General features: G+C 66.8%; 16 protein-coding genes and 2 pseudogenes. 4 read left to right on the forward strand and 14 right to left on the reverse strand.

The window, feature by feature from the left end; all coding sequences use genetic code 11:
• Positions 1–17: 17 nt before the first annotated feature.
• The 4 genes from AC5Y4D_RS20480 to AC5Y4D_RS20495 all read right to left on the reverse strand — a co-directional run bounded on the left by AC5Y4D_RS20480 (position 18) and on the right by AC5Y4D_RS20495 (position 3928).
• Positions 18–764, reverse strand: a complete 747-nt coding sequence (locus AC5Y4D_RS20480; protein ID WP_499943987.1) for a succinate dehydrogenase/fumarate reductase iron-sulfur subunit — start codon at positions 762–764, stop codon at positions 18–20.
• Positions 764–2677 (reverse strand): fumarate reductase/succinate dehydrogenase flavoprotein subunit, encoded by a 1914-nt coding sequence (locus AC5Y4D_RS20485; protein ID WP_499992460.1) that lies wholly within the window; start codon positions 2675–2677, stop codon positions 764–766. Before AC5Y4D_RS20485 ends, AC5Y4D_RS20480 begins: the two co-directional genes overlap by 1 nt.
• 37 nt (positions 2678–2714) lie before the next feature.
• Positions 2715–3551 carry a succinate dehydrogenase subunit SdhC gene (gene sdhC, locus AC5Y4D_RS20490; protein WP_499992459.1) on the reverse strand — a complete coding sequence of 279 codons (837 nt, stop codon included), beginning with the start codon at positions 3549–3551 and terminating at the stop codon, positions 2715–2717.
• Positions 3552–3631: 80 nt separating this feature from the next.
• Complete coding sequence (locus AC5Y4D_RS20495; protein ID WP_499943984.1) at positions 3632–3928, reverse strand: Rv0250c family protein; 297 nt, start codon at positions 3926–3928, stop codon at positions 3632–3634.
• A gap of 123 nt (positions 3929–4051) precedes the next feature.
• Between AC5Y4D_RS20495 and AC5Y4D_RS20500 the strand changes: the two genes are divergently transcribed.
• Positions 4052–4804, forward strand: coding sequence for an isocitrate lyase/PEP mutase family protein (locus tag AC5Y4D_RS20500; RefSeq protein WP_499992458.1), 753 nt, complete (start codon positions 4052–4054; stop codon positions 4802–4804).
• A 63-nt stretch (positions 4805–4867) separates the two neighbouring features.
• Here AC5Y4D_RS20500 and AC5Y4D_RS20505 read toward each other — a convergent pair whose 3' ends face one another.
• Complete coding sequence (locus tag AC5Y4D_RS20505; protein WP_500038089.1) at positions 4868–5317, reverse strand: Hsp20/alpha crystallin family protein; 450 nt, start codon at positions 5315–5317, stop codon at positions 4868–4870.
• Positions 5318–5534: 217 nt separating this feature from the next.
• Between AC5Y4D_RS20505 and nirB the strand changes: the two genes are divergently transcribed.
• Together nirB and nirD are read left to right on the forward strand one after the other, a co-directional pair.
• The gene (gene nirB / locus AC5Y4D_RS20510) at positions 5535–8075 is read left to right on the forward strand and encodes a nitrite reductase large subunit NirB (protein WP_500038090.1); all 2541 of its coding nucleotides are present in this window, start codon (positions 5535–5537) and stop codon (positions 8073–8075) included.
• A 14-nt stretch (positions 8076–8089) separates the two neighbouring features.
• On the forward strand, positions 8090–8458 hold the full coding sequence (gene nirD / locus AC5Y4D_RS20515) for a nitrite reductase small subunit NirD (RefSeq protein WP_500038091.1): 369 nt from the start codon (positions 8090–8092) through the stop codon (positions 8456–8458).
• A 6-nt stretch (positions 8459–8464) separates the two neighbouring features.
• Here nirD and AC5Y4D_RS20520 read toward each other — a convergent pair whose 3' ends face one another.
• The 9 genes and pseudogenes from AC5Y4D_RS20520 to AC5Y4D_RS20560 all read right to left on the reverse strand — a co-directional run bounded on the left by AC5Y4D_RS20520 (position 8465) and on the right by AC5Y4D_RS20560 (position 16830).
• Positions 8465–8914: a TetR/AcrR family transcriptional regulator gene (locus tag AC5Y4D_RS20520; RefSeq protein ID WP_065146645.1), complete on the reverse strand. Its 450-nt coding sequence runs from the start codon at positions 8912–8914 to the stop codon at positions 8465–8467.
• A gap of 21 nt (positions 8915–8935) precedes the next feature.
• A pseudogene (locus tag AC5Y4D_RS20525) lies at positions 8936–9639 on the reverse strand (sirohydrochlorin chelatase).
• Positions 9636–10781 carry a uroporphyrinogen-III synthase gene (locus tag AC5Y4D_RS20530; RefSeq protein WP_500038092.1) on the reverse strand — a complete coding sequence of 382 codons (1146 nt, stop codon included), beginning with the start codon at positions 10779–10781 and terminating at the stop codon, positions 9636–9638. Before AC5Y4D_RS20530 ends, AC5Y4D_RS20525 begins: the two are co-directional and overlap by 4 nt.
• A gap of 99 nt (positions 10782–10880) precedes the next feature.
• Positions 10881–12287: a nitrate/nitrite transporter gene (locus tag AC5Y4D_RS20535; RefSeq protein WP_500038093.1), complete on the reverse strand. Its 1407-nt coding sequence runs from the start codon at positions 12285–12287 to the stop codon at positions 10881–10883.
• A gap of 122 nt (positions 12288–12409) precedes the next feature.
• Positions 12410–12943, reverse strand: a complete 534-nt coding sequence (locus tag AC5Y4D_RS20540; RefSeq protein ID WP_500038094.1) for a GNAT family N-acetyltransferase — start codon at positions 12941–12943, stop codon at positions 12410–12412.
• A 17-nt stretch (positions 12944–12960) separates the two neighbouring features.
• Complete coding sequence (locus tag AC5Y4D_RS20545) at positions 12961–13833, reverse strand: 5-oxoprolinase/urea amidolyase family protein (protein WP_500038095.1); 873 nt, start codon at positions 13831–13833, stop codon at positions 12961–12963.
• Positions 13834–13843: 10 nt separating this feature from the next.
• Positions 13844–14509, reverse strand: a complete 666-nt coding sequence (locus AC5Y4D_RS20550; RefSeq protein WP_500038096.1) for a 5-oxoprolinase subunit B family protein — start codon at positions 14507–14509, stop codon at positions 13844–13846.
• Between the two features lie 78 nt (positions 14510–14587).
• Complete coding sequence (locus AC5Y4D_RS20555; protein WP_500038099.1) at positions 14588–15553, reverse strand: ABC transporter substrate-binding protein; 966 nt, start codon at positions 15551–15553, stop codon at positions 14588–14590.
• Positions 15554–15594: 41 nt separating this feature from the next.
• Complete coding sequence (locus tag AC5Y4D_RS20560) at positions 15595–16830, reverse strand: DNA polymerase domain-containing protein (protein ID WP_500038097.1); 1236 nt, start codon at positions 16828–16830, stop codon at positions 15595–15597.
• A 69-nt stretch (positions 16831–16899) separates the two neighbouring features.
• Here AC5Y4D_RS20560 and fadD2 point away from each other — a divergent pair.
• A pseudogene (fadD2, locus tag AC5Y4D_RS20565) lies at positions 16900–18561 on the forward strand (long-chain-fatty-acid--CoA ligase FadD2); the annotation flags it as partial.
• Between the last annotated feature and the right edge of the window lie 142 nt (positions 18562–18703).

The raw sequence follows: 18703 nt of genomic DNA on the forward strand, positions 1-18703 counted from the left end.
CCGCCGCCGGCTTAACGTCAGCGCCGGAACAGCTTGTTTCCCAGCCACACCACCGGGTCGTACTTGCGGTCGGCAACGCGTTCCTTCATCGGGATCAGCGCGTTGTCGGTGATCGTGATGTGCTCCGGGCACACCTCGGTGCAGCACTTGGTGATGTTGCAGTAGCCCAGACCGAAGTCCTCCTGAGCCATGTCGCGCCGGTCCACCGTGTCCAGCGGGTGCATCTCGAGCTCGGCGATCCGCATCAGATAGCGGGGGCCGGCGAACTCCTGCTTGTTCTCGTCGTGGTCGCGGATCACGTGGCACACGTTCTGACACAGGAAGCACTCGATGCACTTGCGGAACTCCTGTGAACGCTGCACGTCGACCTGCGCCATCCGGTACTCACCCGGCTGCAGTTCCTTGGGCGGGGTGAACGACGGGATCTCGCGGGCCTTCTCGTAGTTGAACGACACGTCGGTCACCAGGTCGCGGATCACCGGGAACGTCCGGATCGGCGTGACGGTGACGACCTCGTTCTCCTCGAACGTCGACATCCGGGTCATGCACATCAGTCGCGGCCGGCCGTTGATCTCCGCCGAGCAGGAGCCGCATTTACCCGCTTTGCAGTTCCACCGCACCGCGAGGTCCGGCGTCTGGGTCTGCTGCAGGCGGTGGATGACGTCGAGCACCACCTCGCCCTCGTTGACCTCGACGGTGAACTCCTGCAGCGCACCGCCGCTCACGTCGCCGCGCCATACCCGCATGCTCGCGTTGTACGCCATTACGCTCTCCGTTCCGGATGCTCGGCCAACTCGTCGTCGGTGTAGTACTTCTCCAATTCCGAGAGCTTGAAAAGCTCCAGCAAGTCCTGGCGCATCGGAATCTGCTGCTGCCGCTCGATGGTGATGTGGTTGTCCGGATCGTCCTGCGCCTCGCTGCACACCAGCAACGTGTTGCGCCAACCGGAGTCCATGCCGGGGTGGTCGTCGCGGGTGTGGCCGCCGCGGCTCTCGGTGCGCTCCAGCGCCGCCTTCGCCACGCACTCGCTGACCAGCAGCATGTTGCGCAGGTCAATCGCCAGGTTCCAGCCCGGGTTGTACTCCCGCTGCCCGTCGACCTGCACGTTCTTGTACCGCGCCCACAGCTCCTTGAGCAGCGTCAGCGCCTTGGAAATCTCGTCCTCTTTGCGGATGATGCCGACCAGGTCGTTCATCACGTGCTGCAGGTCCATCTGCAGGGCATACGGGTTCTCCGGCGCCGAGCCGTCCGTCGGGCCCTCGAACGGATGCAACGCGAACTCGGCGGCGGCATCGACGGCTTCGGACGAGACCTTCGGCCGGTTGTCCAGCGCGGCCACGTACTGCGCGGCCCCCAGGCCGGCGCGGCGGCCGAACACCAGCAGGTCGGACAACGAGTTACCGCCGAGCCGGTTGGAGCCGTGCATGCCGCCGGAGCACTCGCCCGCGGCGAACAGCCCGGGCACCTTGGCCGCGCCGGTGTCGGCGTCGACCTCCACCCCGCCCATCACGTAGTGACAGGTCGGCCCGACTTCCATCGCCTCCTTGGTGATGTCGACTTCGGCCAGCTCCATGAACTGGTGGTACATCGACGGCAGCCGGCGCTTGATCTCGGCCGGGGTCAGACGCGAGGCGATGTCCAGGTAGACCCCGCCGTGCGGGGTGCCGCGACCGGCCTTGACCTCGGAGTTGATCGCCCGAGCGACCTCGTCACGGGGCAGCAGGTCCGGGGTGCGACGGGCCGAGTCGTTGTCCTTGAGCCACTGGTCGGCTTCCTGCTCGGTCTCGGCGTACTGACCTTTGAACACCGGCGGGATGTAACCGAACATGAACCGCTCGTTGTCGGAGTTCTTCAGGACGCCGCCGTCACCGCGGACACCCTCGGTGACCAGGATCCCCTTCACACTCGGCGGCCACACCATGCCCGTCGGGTGGAACTGGACGAACTCCATGTTGATCAGCGTGGCGCCGGCCCGCAGCGCCAGCGCGTGTCCGTCGCCGGTGTACTCCCACGAGTTCGAGGTCACCTTGAACGACTTGCCGATTCCGCCGGTGGCCAGCACCACCGCCGGGGCCTCGAACAGCACGAACTTGCCGGTCTCGCGCCAGTAGCCGAACGCTCCGGCGATGGCGTCACCGTCTTTGAGCAACTCGGTGATGGTGCACTCGGCAAACACCCTGATTCGGGCCTCGTAGTCGCCGAACTCGGCGAAGTCCTCCTGCTGCAGCGAGACGATCTTCTGCTGCATGGTGCGGATCAGTTCCAGGCCGGTGCGGTCGCCGACGTGCGCAAGCCGCGCGTAGGTGTGCCCACCGAAGTTGCGCTGGCTGATCCGGCCGTCCTTGGTGCGGTCGAACAGCGCGCCGTAGGTCTCGAGCTCCCACACCCGGTCCGGGGCTTCCCTGGCGTGCAATTCGGCCATCCGCCAGTTGTTGAGGAACTTTCCACCGCGCATCGTGTCGCCAAAGTGGGTCTGCCAGTTGTCTTTCGGGTTGGCGTTCCCCATCGAAGCGGCGCACCCGCCCTCGGCCATCACCGTGTGGGCCTTGCCGAACAGGGATTTGGTCACCACCGCGACCTTCTGGCCCTGTTCCCGCGCCTCGATCACCGCACGCAATCCTGCGCCGCCGGCACCGATCACGACTACGTCGTAGGCATGCCGTTCGACCTCAACCATGAAACCTCGCTAAGTCCTCTAATTATGAGTTGGCTTGTCAGCCAACGAATCTCAAGTCGGAGATGGTGCCGCTGGCCACCAGTGCGACGTAGAAGTCGGTGAGCATCAACGTGCCGAGCGTGATCCACGCAAACAGCTTGTGCCGGGTGTTGATCTTGCTCACCTGCGTCCAGATCCAGTACCGCACAGGATGTTTGGAGAAGTGCTTGAGGCGTCCGCCGGTGACGTGCCGGCAAGAGTGGCAGGACAGGGTGTAAAACCACAGCATGATGACGTTGCCGAGCAGGATCACGTTGCCCAGGCCGAAGCCGAATCCGCCCGGCCCCTCATCGGAATGGAACGCGACGATCGCGTCGTAGGTGTTGATCAACGAGATCAGCACGGCGATGTAGAAGAAATAGCGGTGCGTGTTCTGGATGATCAGCGGGAACCGCGTCTCACCGGTGTAGTGCACGCGCGGCTCGGCGACTGCGCAGGCAGTGGGCGACTGCCACACCGTGCGGTAATAGGCGCCGCGGTAGTAGTAGCAGGTCAGCCGGAACAACAGCAGGAACGGCAGCGTCAGCGCCGCGTAGGGCACCAGCGACAGCAGCCCCGAAGCGGGAAAGATCTGCGGCCAGAACTCGCTGGCCGGGCCACACTTCTCGTTGAGGCACGGCGAGTAGAACGGCGTCAGGTAGTGATACTTCTCGACGTAGAAGTGATCCCGCTGAAACGCACGCACCGTCGCGTAGATGACGAATGCGGCAAAGCCGAGGTTGATCCGCAGTGGCTGAAGCCACCACCTATCCGTGCGGAGCGTCTTCTGCGCGAGCTGTGCGCGAGATGGAGAAAAGACGCCGGAGTCAGAACGACTCGCCGTGGGTGCGCTCATCTATTTGTGTTCCTCTTCGAACGGGCTGTAAACCGAAGGGTACACAGAGCAAACGCCCGCTATTTAGTCGGGCTTCGACGTCAGGAGCGGTTGTGACCCCCGACACCCTCGTCGTCGACATCGCGCCAGAAATCGCTGTCGTACTGGGTGTCCGGGATGGCGATCTTTTCCCCGGATTGGTGCACGGTGGCCCGGGCGAGGTCCAATTCGGCGACGTCGCTGTCGAGAAGCTGGATGTCGCTCAGGATGCGGTCGGCGTCGATCGCGATGCGACGCGTCGCCGGGTTGTCTCCGTAGCGCGCCTTGAGAGAACTCACGCACCGCCGCAGCCCGCCCATCAGGTCGTGCAGTTCGGCGAGTTCAGTAGTGGTGGACAAGAGATCTCCCTGGGCTGAAGGTGTTGCGGATCACAGTCTGCAACCAGATACTATCCGCTGTTTTCCACCGACGTCGGGCAAGACGTCCGTCACGTCGTCCACCGCGATCAGAAAGCACTGGACATGCCGCAACTCGCCGAGCGCGCCCGGGCGCTGCTGGAACTGCATCAGCCCGGTAACCCGGTCATCCTCCCGACCGTGTGGGATGCCTGGTCGGCAAACCTGGCGGTAGACGCCGGTTTCGCCGCGCTGACCGTGGGCAGCCACCCGCTGGCCGACTCGATCGGCAAACCCGACGGCGAGGGGATGTCGTTCGACGACGTGCTGGCGCGCGTCGCCCAGATCTGTACGGCTGTGGACGTGCCGGTATCGGTCGACATCGAATCCGGCTACGGGCTGCCCGCGCAGCGACTGATCGAGGGTCTGCTGCAGGCGGGTGCCGTCGGGCTGAACATCGAGGACACCGTGCATTCCGAAGGCGGCCGGCTGCGTTCTTCCGCCGAACACGCCGAGCTCGTGGCGGGATTGCGCGCGGCGGCCGACGCGGCGGGGGTGCACGTCGTGCTCAATGCCCGCACCGACCTGTTCCTGCGCAAGGACGGCGACGATGCGGACCGTGTCGAACGCGCCGTGGCACGGTTGACGGAAGCCGCCGACGCCGGCGCGGACGTTCTGTACCCGGTGGGGCGCCATGACCCAGAGACGTTGCGCCGCTTGGCAACCGAGCTACCGCTGCCGATCAATGCGATCGCCTTGCCGGATCAGGACGACCCGGCGTCGTTCGGCCCCCTCGGTGTCGGCCGGGTCAGCTTCGGGCCGTATTTCCAACGGGCCCTGTCGGCCCGCGCCAACGAGCTGCTGGCCGGCTGGGTTTGATGCCGAGCAGACGTAAAAGCCCCTCATTTCGGTACGAAATGGGGGCTTTTACGTCTGCTCGCGCTACTTGGTGATGGCGATGCGCTGCGGCTGTGCACCCGCGTACGCGCCGGTGACGCGGACGGTCAGCACACCCGCGTCATACGAGGCCGAGATGGCCTCGCCGGTGACGTGCGCCGGCAACTGGAACGACCGGCGGAACGACCCGTAGCGGATCTCCCGCAAGGTGCGGCCGTCCTTCTCCTCGGCGTGCTCGTCGCGGTGTTCGCCGTGAATGACCAGGCGGCCCTTGTCCACCTCGACGTTGACGTCCTTCTCGACGTCCACGCCGGGCAGCTCAACGCGGACTACCGCGTCCTCGCCGTCCTTCACGATCTCGGCCGCGGGGTTGAACCCGCTGCTCACCGGCTTGATCGAATCCGCTTTCCAGTCCGAATAGGTGGGACCGAAAAAGTCCCGTAACCATCGGTCGGTGTCCCACGCCGGACGCGACCACAAGGCGACATTGCTCATGGATGACTCCTTATTCTTCGTTGTGAGTTGGCTGTGCCCGACGCTGTGTTGGTCGGCTACCCGGTAAAACTTGAGTCGCCTGCACTAAAGTTCCACCTGGATGTTCGCCGTGAGCGAACAAGGGTCACACAGGGACTTCCCAGGTGTGAGGACGCTTTGATGCCGGTGTCACATTCGGCGTCATTTTCGGCAACATCGCGTTCGTAGGGTCTTGGGCATGTCTTCTTCAGCCGGCGTTACTTCCGTGCGCGCCGGTGCCCGGCGTGTCGTGGTGGTCGGCCACGGCATGGTGGGGCACCGCTTCGTCGAGGCTCTGCGCGCCCGCGACACCCGCGGTTTGTGGCAGATCACCGTGTTGGCCGAGGAAGCCGACGCCGCCTACGACCGCGTCGGCCTGACCTCCTATACCGAGAGCTGGGACCGCGGCCTGTTGGCGCTGCCCGGCAACGACTACGTCGGCGACGGTTCGGTGCGGCTGCTGCTGAACACCCGGGTCACCGAAATCGACCGTGCGGCAAAGGCTGTGGTCGCCGCCGACGGCGAACGGCACACCTATGACACCCTGGTGCTGGCCACCGGGTCCTACGCCTTCGTCCCGCCGGTGGCCGGTCACGATCTGCCGTCCTGCCACGTCTACCGCACGCTGGACGACCTGGACGCTATACGCGCCGGAGCCCAAGCCGCGGCGACATCCGGCAGCGCCGGGGTCGTTATCGGGGGTGGTCTGCTGGGCTTGGAAGCGGCGAACGCGTTGCGCCAGTTCGGCTTACCCACGCATGTCGTCGAGATGATGCCCCGACTGATGGCCCAGCAGATCGACGAGGCCGGCGGTGCGCTGCTGGCCAGGATGATCGGTGAGCTCGGCATCGAGATCCACGTCGGGACCGGCACCGAATCGATTGTCTCCGGCCACGATTCGGTTCAGGTCCGGCTGAGCGACGGGCAGGTCGTCGACGCGGGCGTGGTGGTGTTCGCCGCAGGCATCCGACCTCGCGACGAGTTGGCGCGCGCGGCCGGCCTCGACATTGCGCCGCGCGGCGGGGTCAGCACCGACTTGGCCTGCCGCACCAGCGATCCCGACATCTTCGCGATCGGCGAGGTCGCCGCGATCGACGGCAAGTGTTACGGGCTGGTCGGGCCCGGCTACACCAGCGCCGAGGTGGTGGCCGACCGATTGCTCGACGGAACCGCCGAATTCGGCGAGGCCGACCTGTCCACCAAGCTCAAGCTGCTCGGCGTCGACGTCGCCAGCTTCGGCGACGCGATGGGCAGCACGCCGAACTGCCTCGAGGTCGCCGTCAACGACGCGGTCAACCGCACCTACGCCAAACTGGTGCTCTCCGACGATGCCAAGACCCTGCTCGGTGGAGTGCTGGTGGGCGACGCGTCCTCGTACGGGGTGCTGCGGCCCATGGTCGGCAGCGAATTGCCTGGTGACCCAATGACTTTCATCGCCCCCGCGGGCACCGGCGACGGCACCGCAGCACTGGGCGTCGGGGCACTGCCCGATTCCGCGCAGATCTGCTCCTGCAACAACGTCACCAAGGGCGACTTGACGTGCGCCATCGCCGACGGCTGCGCCGACGTGCCCGCGTTGAAGGCGTGCACCACCGCCGGCACCTCCTGCGGGTCCTGCGTTCCGCTGCTCAAGCAACTGCTGGAAGCTCAGGGCGTAGCGCAGTCCAAAGCTTTGTGCGAGCACTTCAGCCAGTCCCGTGCCGAACTCTTCCAGATCATCTCGGCCACCGAGATCCGCACCTTCTCCGGGTTGCTGGACCGCTTCGGCAGCGGAAAGGGTTGCGACATCTGCAAACCCGTGGTCGCCTCGATCCTGGCCTCCACCGGCTCGGACCACATCCTGGACGGCGAGCAGGCTTCGCTGCAGGACTCCAACGACCACTTCCTGGCCAACATACAAAAGAACGGCAGTTACTCGGTGGTGCCGAGGGTGCCCGGGGGGGACATCAAACCCGAGCATTTGATCCTGATCGGCCAGATCGCACAGGATTTCGGGCTCTACACCAAGATCACCGGCGGCCAGCGGATCGACCTGTTCGGTGCGCGGGTGGATCAGTTGCCGGCGATCTGGAAGCGCCTGGTGGACGCCGGCATGGAGTCCGGACACGCCTACGGCAAGGCGCTGCGCACCGTGAAGAGTTGCGTGGGCAGCGACTGGTGCCGCTACGGGCAACAGGATTCGGTGCAGCTGGCCATCGACCTGGAACTGCGCTATCGCGGTCTGCGGGCCCCGCACAAGATCAAGCTGGGCGTTTCGGGTTGCGCGCGGGAATGTGCCGAAGCGCGCGGCAAGGACGTCGGCGTGATCGCCACCGAGCAGGGCTGGAACCTCTACGTCGGCGGCAACGGGGGCATGACCCCCAAGCACGCCCAGTTGATCGCGAGCGACCTGGACACCGAGACCCTGGTCCGCTACATCGACCGGTTCCTCATGTACTACATCCGCACCGCCGACCGGTTGCAGCGCACCGCACCCTGGGTGGAATCGCTGGGCCTGGATCACGTGCGGGAGGTGGTCTGCGACGACTCGCTGGGCCTGGCCGAGGAATTCGAGGCAGCGATCCAGCGCCACGTCGACACCTACCGGTGCGAATGGAAAGGCGTGCTGGAGGACCCGGACAAGTTGTCGCGGTTCGTCTCCTTCGTCAACGCGCCGGACGCCGTCGACGAGACCGTGACATTCACCGAACGTGCCGGACGCAAAGTGCCTGTGTCCCTTGGCCTCCCACGAATCCGATGAAGCAAGGAGCAATTGTGACGATCAGCAACGACATCCGGGTGTGGACGAGCGCCTGCGACTACGCCCACCTGATCCCCGGTCGCGGGGTCGGCGTACTGCTCGACGACGGCAACCAGGCCGCGTTGTTCCGCCTCGACGACGGCTCGGTGCACGCGATCGGCAACGTGGACCCATTCTCCGGTGCCGCCGTGCTGTCACGGGGCATCGTCGGCGACCGCGGCGGGCGCGCCACCGTCCAATCGCCAATCCTGAAACAGGCTTTCGCGCTCGACGACGGCAGCTGCCTGGATGACGAGCGGGTGTCGGTGCCGGTCTACTCGGTGCGGGTCACCGCCGACGGCCGCATCCAGGTCGGGCGATTCGCCGCGCGCCTGGCGGCCTGAGCGGGCTCAGTCGATCTTGCCGACGAGATAGCGCTGCATCGTCGGACCGATGGCGTCCACGATCTGCGACACCGTCATGGAGTGCAGCGGTTCGGAGCGCACACCGTAGCGCATGATGCCCAAACCGACGAGTTGCGAGGCGCACAACGACGCACGAACCGCGACCTTGTCGGCGCCGAGCGTTTTGAGCAGCGGGTTGAAGACCGGCCCGATGAACATGGACTGCACGATCTCGGCGGTCTTCGACAGCCCGGTGGACGCGATCGCGCTGGCCGCGAACGGGCCGCCACCGGCGGCGTCCCACGTGGTGATGAGCATGTACAAGGTGCGCCGGCCGACCTGATTGACCGATCCGGTGACTATCCGGTCGATGAACTCCGGTGTACTAAAAGGCAGGCGCAGCATTTTCGCTACGTCGTCGAGGAGCCCACGCGAGGGCTCTTCGTTGCGGGCCATGCTGCCAGGATTACCCGATTTTCAGGAAAGATCAAATGCTGCGGCGTAGGGCGAGCCCAGTCGGGACAGCTCCCGGATGGGCATCGCGGTGCGGAATCGGTTCGCAATCAAGCGCACCAAGCCGGGATGGGTGGCCAGGGGCCGGGTGACCAGATCGGCACCGCTTTCCTGCAGTCGCTGTTGGAACAGGCCGTCGGCCAGCAGGTAGGAGACGACCACGACGCGCCGCGCACCCCGGTGTCGCGCGGCCGCGACGGCATCGGGTACGCCAGCTCGACCCGCGACCCGATGAGCACCGACAGCGCCGCGGCGGCGTTGCGCAGGTCGGCGCGAGCGCGGTGATCGGAGGTTCCGGCCGCCGCGAGAATCACCGAATCACCGGGCTGCCAACCGGATTCGACCAACACGTGGCCCAGGACGGCCGAGATCTCCGGTCCCGGACCCAACGCCTGGGTGACGGTGACGTTCGGGTGGCCGCTGGCCGCGACCTCGGCCGGCAGGTCGGCGCGGACGTGGTAGCCCCGAGACAGGAACGCGGGCACCACGATTGCGGGTTCGCGACCGGACATCCGCGACAGCACCTCGCCGGGTGACGGACCCAGCACATCGACGAAGGCCACCCGCACGGTGCGGTCCAGCAAGCGGCTCACCCGGTCGGCGAGATCGCCGATCATCGCCACGCCTGACGACCGGCGGGTGCCGTGCGCGGTCAAGATAAGGTTCATGCGGCGTCGTGCTCGTGGTCGAGGGCCAGCCGATAGCCCCGTTTGACCACCGTCGCCACGATGTTCTTGTCACCCAGCGCGGTTCGCAACCGCAGCACGGCGGTGTCGACGGCATGGGTGTCGTCGCCGTTGCCCGGTAACACGCGGAGGAGCTCGGTGCGCCCGACGACGTCGCCCGGTCGATGGGCCAGGGCGCGCAGGATGGCCATTCCCGATCCCGACACGGTCTTCACCGAGCCGTCGACCAGCACGCAGGTACCCCGGATGTCGACCACGTGACCCGCGGCCTTGACGCTGCACGAACCGAGCGTCGGCAACTCCTGGGCGATATGACGGGCCAACGCGCCCAATCGCATTCGCTCGGGGGACGACGTCGGTACGGATCGCCTGATCAACGGCCGCGCCGTCACCGGGCCCACGCACATCGCGTGCACCCCACCGCGCAGCGCGTCCAGTACCTGTTCCTCGATGCCCAGTTCGCGGCCGCGTTCCAGCACCGCCGCGGCCGCCGGCGCCGATGTGAAGCTGACCGCATCGAACTGCCGGCGGGCGATACCGGCGACCAACTGATCGAATTCACCGCCCAAAGGCGTTGGCTTCCAACGGTATACCCGGATCGGCACCACCTCGGCGCCGGCGGCGCGCAATCCGGCGAGAAACTCCGGAAACGGGTCCCACGCGTCGGCGGCGCCGTGCAACTGGATCGCGATGCGCTTACCGGCGACACCGGTGGCGAGCAGGTATTCCAGAACTTCTTGCGAGGACTCCGATTCCGGGGACCACTCCTCGCGCAGTCCCGCGGCGCGCAACGCACCGGTCGCCTTCGGGCCGCGTGAAACGACCCGCGCCCGCGACAACGACTCGTTGAGTTCGGCGGCCAGCCCCCAGCCCTCGGCCGCGGCGATCCAACCGCGGAAACCGATACCGGTGTGCGCCACCACGATGTCGGGTGGATCACTGATCAGCGCCTCGGTGTTGCTGTGCAGTTCGTCGTCGTCGGGCAGCGCGATCATGCTGATGGCGGGCGCGCTGAATACCTCGGCACCGTGCCGGCGCAACAACGCGCACAGTTCCTCCGCGCGGCGCGCTGAGGTCACTGCGATTCGGTAGCCGGTCAGTGGCGCAGACGGTTCCTGGGCCATGTCACATGTGTATGCCTGCTCGGTTTCCGGGACGTTACCTGGCAATTGCTGCGGCATTGCTCGCACCTGCGTTCTTGCTCACATCGAACAGCGGTGTGACTACACGTAAGCCAGCCCGGCCGGTGCGTGCGCCGTTGCCTGCAACGGCTTGCGCACATAGGTCACCCAGGTCAGCGCCGAGGCGCCGACATAGAACGCGACGAACACCCAGAACGCCGAAGTCGCGGTGCCGTCGGACAGATACGACTGGCGCAGCGCAAGATTGACGCCCACACCGCCCAGCGCGCCGATCGCCCCCGCGAACCCGATCAACGCACCGGACATCGCGCGCGACCAGTGCCGGCGTTGCTCCTCGTCGACCGGCAGCGAGTGGCTGCGCGCCTCGAAGATCGACGGAATCATCTTGTACACCGAGCCGTTGCCGATTCCGGACAGGATGAACAGCGCCACGAACCCGGTGACGTAGCCCACCATGGTCGCGGCCGGCGCCGGCCCGGTGTGGTGTTCGGCGAAAGTGCTGACGCTGACCAGGATTCCGGCCGCCAGGATCATCGCGCAGAACACACCGAGGGTGACCCGTCCGCCACCCACCCGGTCGGCCAGCCGTCCGCCGTACACCCGCGACAGCGAACCCAGAAGTGGCCCCAGGAAAGCGATCTGGGCGGCATGCAGCGCGGCCTGGCCGGTGCTCTGTCCGCCCGCGATGAAGTTGATCTGCAACACCTGACCGAAGGCGAAGGAGAAGCCGATGAACGAACCGAAGGTGCCGATGTAGAGCAGCGCAATCACCCAGGTGTGCGGTTCGGCCAGCACCGCACGCATGGTGCGCATCTCGATGCTGAACTGCGCCAGGTTGTCCATGTACAGCGCCGCTCCGACGCCGGCGACAGCGAGCAGCACCAGATACACCGCGCACACCCAATAGGGTTCGCGGTCACCGACGGTGGCGATCACCAGCAGGCCGACCAGCTGGATCATCGGGACACCGAGGTTGCCGCCGCCGGCGTTGAGGGCCAGCGCCCCGCCCTTGAGCCGCTGCGGATAGAACGCGTTGATGTTGGTCATCGACGAGGCGAAGTTGCCGCCGCCCAGCCCGGCCAGCGCCGCGCACACCAGGTACGGCCACAGCGGCAAACCGGGATTGGCCAGCAGGAAAATGCTGCCGATGGTGGGAATCAGCAGCACCCCCGCGGAGAAGACGGTCCAGTTGCGGCCGCCGAATTTCGCGGTGGCGAAGGTGTAGGGGAAGCGCAGGCAGCCGCCGACCAGGGTGGCGGTGGCGCCCAGCAGGAACTTGTCACCCGCAGAGAATCCGTACACCGATGCGGGCATGAACAGCACCATCACCGACCAGATGGACCAGATGGAGAAGCCGACATGCTCGGCAGCCACCGACCAGATCAGGTTGCGGCGCGCGACGTACTTGTTGCCGGCTTCCCAGGCCACCACGTCCTCGGGATCCCAGTCGGAAATGGTGTGCGAACGGCGCGCGAGCTTGGCGAACACGAAGACTCCTAACGTTTGCGACCTTGTCGGTAACGCTAGAAATCTTTTGTTGCCCGGGCGCTTCCCGCGATGACCCCGGTTGTGAACTTCCGCTCACCGCAACGCTTCAGGCCGTGTGAGGGCTACCAGACGTCGCCGTCGCGCCAGTCGCACATCAGCCCCGCCGAGGTGTCCAGGCTCACACTTACCGGCAGTACGAACACCGTCCCGTCGTCCTCGGGCGTGCGGGTCGGGCCGGCGGGGGCCAGCGCCGACGTCGGGCCGAGCCAGGGCAGCCAGCCCCGCCGGGCGTACAGTCCGCGGGCGGCGAGCGACGAACTCAGCGCGCCCAGTTGATAGGCGCCGCGCATCACCTGCTCGACGCCGTCCAGCAGTGCGCTCACGAGTCCTTTTCCGCGCCAATCCTCGTGTACCGCAACACCTTCGACGTAGCCGCAGCGCAGCGCGGTGTCCCGGTAGATCAACCGTCGCTGCACCACCGAGGCGTGCGCGACGATCGCGCCGTGGTGCCAGATCAGCGCGTGCATGCCGCCGAGCGCGTGTTCCCAGTCGGCCTCGGAGAAGTCGCCGTCGTACGCCTCGGTGACCATGCGGCAGATGCGCTGCCGGCTGTCGTCGTCCAGATCGGCGGTGTGGACCAGACGTGCGGTGTGCACCGTCCCTGTCTATCAGGTCAGGACCGGGGTCGGGCCCAGTGCAGTCGCACGTACTGGCCGGGCCGCACCTGGGCGACCTTGTCAATGTCCTCGTCGGTCACCACGCCGACCACCGGGTAGCCGCCGGTGATCGGGTGATCGGGTCCCAGGATCACCGGTAAACCGTTGGGCGGCACCTGGATTGCGCCGCGGACGGTGCCCTCGCTGGGCAGCTGCCGGCCCGGCCAGCGGTGCTCCATCGGCCGGCCCTCCAGCCGCATGCCGACCCGATCGCTGCGGTCCGACGCCATCCAGACGGTGTGCACCAGGGCATCGGGATCGGCGAACCAGTCGTCACGCGGCCCGGGCACCACCATGAGTTCGACGATGTGGCTGTCGATCGCGGCGACCGGAGCCTGCTCGAGTTCGGGGTAGTCGGCGGTGTGCTCACCGACCGGCACCACGTCGCCCGGCTGCAGGGGCAACGGCCCGATCGCCGACATCACGTCATAGCTGCGCGAACCCAGCACCGGGGTGACACCGATGCCGCCGCGCACCGCGAGGTAGCTGCGCAAGCCGGCGCGCGGCGTGCCCAACGAGATCACCTCGCCGTCGCGGACATGCGCAATGCTGTTGCTGCCGAACTTGGTTCCGTTCACCGTCGGTTCGGCGTCGGCGCCGGTCACCGCGATGTCGAGGTCGCCACCGCGGACCCGGGCCGCGAAGCCGCCGAAGGTCACTTCGACGGTGGCCCGGTCGTCGGGGTTGGCGACCAATCGGTTGGCCAGCGTGTGCGAGCGACGATCGGCCGCCCCGGACCGGCCGACACCGAGGTGGGCCAGCCCGGCGCGGCCCAGATCCTGGACGACGGCCAATGGTCCGGTGCGCAGGATCTCCAGCGTGGTGGTCATCGCGTCTCCTTCACACGGCCCGGAACCGGACCCACATGCCCCGCGTCAGCAGCGCCGGGTCGGGTTTGTCGATGTCCCACAGCACCGCGTCGGTGTGGCCGATGAGCTGCCATCCGCCCGGCGACCGGCGCGGGTACACGGCGCTGAACTCGCCGGCCAGACCCACCGAGCCGGCCGGGACGGACGTCCGCGGGTCCGAGCGCCGCGGCACCCGTAGCCGCTCGTCGCCGCCGATCAGGTAGGCGAAACCGGGCATGAACCCGCTGAACGCCACCCGCCATCGACTGCTGGTGTGGGCGTTGATGACCTGGGCGGGAGTCAGGCCGGTCGCCGCGGCGACCTGGGCCAGATCCGGTCCGTCGTACACCACGTCGATGACGACGTCGCGCGTCGGGTCGCCGTGCTCGGTGTCCGAACCGGGCGTGACCCGCAACCCGCGGAGCCGTTGCCGGGTGATCGCCTGCAGGCGGGGTCCGGCGAGTTTCATCAGCACAGTGGTCGAGGCCGGGACGATGTCGACGACATCGGGCAATTGCGCGGCGCGCAACGCATCGGCCCACGCCAGTACGTCGGCGGTGCCGTCACATTGCAGCATCAGCGCCTGGTCGCCGTAATCGAGCACGGCGCACGCCATGTCGGGTTCCCTCGGGATATCGGTGATCTCGGTCACACTCATATTTCGACGTTAGCGCCGGTTTCGGGCGTTGGGCAGCGGTCTTCGAGCACTGCCAGAGGCGCCTTAGCGAATGCTCAGTCAGCCCAGGATCTTGGCGATCTGAGGAGGCAGTTGGTCGGCGACGACGGGATAGCTCAGCGGCGACGCGAACGCGATCGCGCCGGCCAGGTCCTTGCCGGTGAAGATGTGGCGTTGGCGGGTGGTCGTTTGCGCCGCCGCCACCTCGGGATCGGCCAGCAACGCCTGCTGATCCTCGGGACTCTCCGTGGACCAGATCACGACGTCGGCGGAATCGAGCACTTCCTTGATGCGGTCGCGGGGGATCATCGCGCGGTGGTCGGTGATGTAGGCGTTGACGGCCTCGGACACGACGAGCCCCATCTGGGTGAGGAATTCGGTACGCCAGCCCGGTGCCGTCGCGACCACGGTGCCCTGCCACAACCGGCCCTGCATCAGCAGTACTTTGCGGCCTTTCCAGGACGGGTTCTTCTGGGCGACGTCGGCGAACTTGGCGGTGACGGCGTCGACCAGCGACTTCATCTGGTCCGCCTGGAAGACGGCCTGGCCGATCGTGGCGGCCTGGTCGCGCCACGGCTCGAAGAACGCGTCGCCGCCGGACTGCGCGATGGTCGGGGCGATGTCCGACAGCTTGCGATAGGTGTCGGCGTCCAGGCCGGCGTTGGTCGCCACGATCAGGTCCGGCTTGAGGCCGGCGATCTGGTCGACCTGGATGCCGTTGTCCAGGTTGAGCACAACCGGTTGTGCCGCACCGAGTTTGGGCTGCGCCCACGGCCACACCGCGTAGGGCTGGTCACCGAACCAGTTGGTGACCGCGATGGGCACCACGCCCACCGCGAGCAGATCGTCCTGTTCGGTGTACCCGGCGCTGACCACCCGCTTGGGCGGTTCCTTGACGACGGTCTGACCGAACAGGTGGGTGACCGTCACCGCCCCGCCACCGGGCGTGCCCGGCTTGGGCTTGTCCGAACACGCCGTGAGCAGGCCCGCAGCGGCGGCGACCTGCAAGAATCCCCGTCGACTCATCGCCGTCACAGCGTGAGAGTAGCGCGTGGGTTACCAGACCGTCAGTTACGTGGTCGGGGTTTCGGTGTGTAGCCCTCCCAGGGCGAATAGTCGGCGATCAGTTCTTCCTGCGCGGGACGCTCGCCGGTCGGCACGTGTTGCAGGTTGATCCGGATCCGGTACCAGATGGAGCTGGGTCCGCGCATGCCGTCGACCAGGACGTCGGCGGGATGCAGCCGCTCGGCGGCGGCGGGATGGCGGGCGCGCCAGGTGTCCAGGGCGGCCATCGCCTCGTCCCTGGTCTTGGTGCGGGCGATCTCGATCAGCGGCATGACGGACTGACGCCGGCCGTCGGCGCTCTTGCCGGTGCCGCGCGGCGCTTTCTCCGGCGGGCCCAACTCCTCGGCCAGCGCCAGCAGCTGGTCCAGGCTCCCGGGCGCGTCATCCATCCCGGCCCACGGATCACCGAGGTCCGCAAAGCGGCTCGGCACGGTGTCGATGGTGAACTGCGCCGGGTCGCAGCCGGGGACCTCGTCCCAGCGCAGCGGCGTGGAGACCCGCGCGTCGGGGGTGGCGCGTACCGAGTATGCCGAGGCCACGGTGCGGTCGAACGCGTTCTGGTTGAAGTCGACGAACACCCCTTCGCGTTCCTCTTTCCACCACCGGCTGGTCGCCAGGTCGGGCGCGCGACGCTCGACTTCGCGGGCGACGGTCTGCGCGGCCAGTCGGACCTGCCGGAACGGCCAGCGCGGGGCGATCCGGGCGTAGATGTGGAAGCCGCGCGACCCGGAGGTCTTCGGCCAGGCGGTCAGCCCGTGGTCTTCGAGCACCTCGCGGGCCACCAACGCGACATCGACGATGCGGCGCCAGTCGACTCCGGGCATCGGGTCCAGGTCCACCCGCAGCTCGTCGGGATGATCGAGGTCGTCGGCCAACACCGGATGCGGATTCAGGTCGACGCAGCCCAGGTTGACCGCCCACGCCAGTCCGGCCGGGTCGTGGATGACGGCCTCGTCGGCCGAGGTGCCCGACGCGTAGCGCAGGGTGGCGACGTCCACCCAGTCCGGCCGATTGGCGGGGGCGCGTTTCTGGAACACCGCCTCTTCGGCGATGCCCTTGACGAATCGCTTCAGGATCATCGGGCGGCCCGCGACGCCGCGCAGCGCGCCGTCGGCCACGCTCAGGTAGTAGCGGACCAGGTCGAGCTTGGTGGTGCCACGGTCAGGGAAAACGACCTTGTCCGGGTGGGTGATGGTGACCTCGCGGCCGCTCACATCCAGTGACACGGGTTTGGCCATAGAAGCCGATGGTAATTCGAGGGAAACCTATCGGTCGCATTGCGACCTCCGTCACATATGGTGAGGAACATGCCTAGCCTGAGCGATGTACCCGGGGTCGGAAAAATCCAGCAATACGTGGAACGCGGCGCCGCCGAACTCCATTACGTGCGCAAAATCTTCGAAGCCGGAGCATTCCGGATAGAGCCCCCGCAGAATTACGCCGCGCTGGCCACCGGCATCGTCAAGTGGGGCGAATTCGGCATGTTGCCCGCGCTCAACGCCGCCCGCACCCCCGACCGCGCGGCGTGCATCGACGAAGACGGCGAATTCAGCTTCAAGGAACTCGACGAAGCCGCCCACGCGGTCGCCAACGGCCTGCTCGAGAAGGGTGTCAAGGCCGGTGACGGTGTCGCCATCCTGGCCCGCAACACCCGCTGGTTCCTCGTCGCCTACTTCGGTGCAGCCCGGGTCGGCGCCCGCATCATCCTGCTGAACAGCGAGTTCTCCGGCAATCAGGTCAAAGAGGTGTCCGAGCGCGAGGGCGCCAAGCTGATCATCTACGACGACGAATACACCAAGACCGTCAGCAAAGCCGAGCCGGAATTGGGTTTCCTGCGCGCCCTGGGCACCAACCCGGACAGTGACGAGGACTCCGGCAGTGACCACGAAACGCTGGCCGAGCTGATCGAGCACAGCAGCAAGGATCCGGCGCCCAAAGCCGGCAAGCACGCGTCGATCATCATCCTGACCAGCGGCACCACCGGCACCCCCAAGGGCGCCAACCGCAGCACGCCGCCCACCCTGGCGCCGGTCGGCGGCATCCTGTCGCACGTTCCGTTCAAGGCCAACGAGATCACCTCGCTGCCGGCGCCGATGTTCCACGCGCTGGGTTTCCTGCACGCCACGATCGCCATGTTCCTGGGCTCGACGCTGGTGTTGCGGCGCAAGTTCAAGCCGCCGCTGGTGCTCGAAGACCTCGAAAAGCACAAGGCGACCGCCATGGTCGTGGTGCCGGTGATGCTGTCGCGGCTGTTGGACGCCATCGAGAAGATGGACAAGAAGCCCGATCTGTCGAACCTGAAGATCATCTTCGTGTCGGGTTCGCAGTTGGGTGGCGAGTTGGCGGCGCGCGCGCTGGAAGATTTCGGTCCGGTCATCTACAACATGTACGGCTCGACCGAGATCGCGTTCGCCACCATCGCCCGCCCGGAGGACCTGGAGAAGGACCCGTCGACGGTCGGACCGGTGGTCAAGGGCGTCAAGGTCAAGATCCTCGACGACAACGGCAAGGAGAAGCCGCAGGGTGAGGTCGGTCGGATCTTCGTGGGCAACGCCTTCCCGTTCGAGGGCTACACCGGCGGCGGCCACAAGGAGATCATCGACGGCCTGATGTCCTCGGGCGATGTCGGTTACTTCGACGAGGACGGCCTGCTCTTCGTCAGCGGCCGCGACGACGAGATGATCGTCTCCGGCGGCGAGAACGTGTTCCCCGCCGAAGTCGAGGACTGCCTGAGCGGGCATCCCGAGGTGGTCGAGGCCACCGCGATCGGCGTCGAGGACAAGGAGTACGGCCACCGGCTGCGGGCGTTCGTGGTCAAGAAGGACGGCTCCGACGTCGACGAGGACACCCTCAAGAAGCACGTGAAGGAAGAGCTGGCCCGCTACAAGGTGCCGCGCGAAGTCATCTTTCTCGACGAGCTGCCGCGCAACCCCACCGGCAAGATCCTCAAGCGCGAACTGCGCGAGCTGGACGTCGACGACAAGGAAGAGGCCAAGGACAAGGCGAAGGACCTGAACGAGAAGTCCGAGAAGAAGGGTTCCGACAAGAAAGGCGCGGACAAGAAAGGCTCGGACGAGAAGGGCTCGGACGAGAAGGGTTCGGACGAGGACG

Source organism: Mycobacterium sp. NGS67, assembly GCF_059812185.1.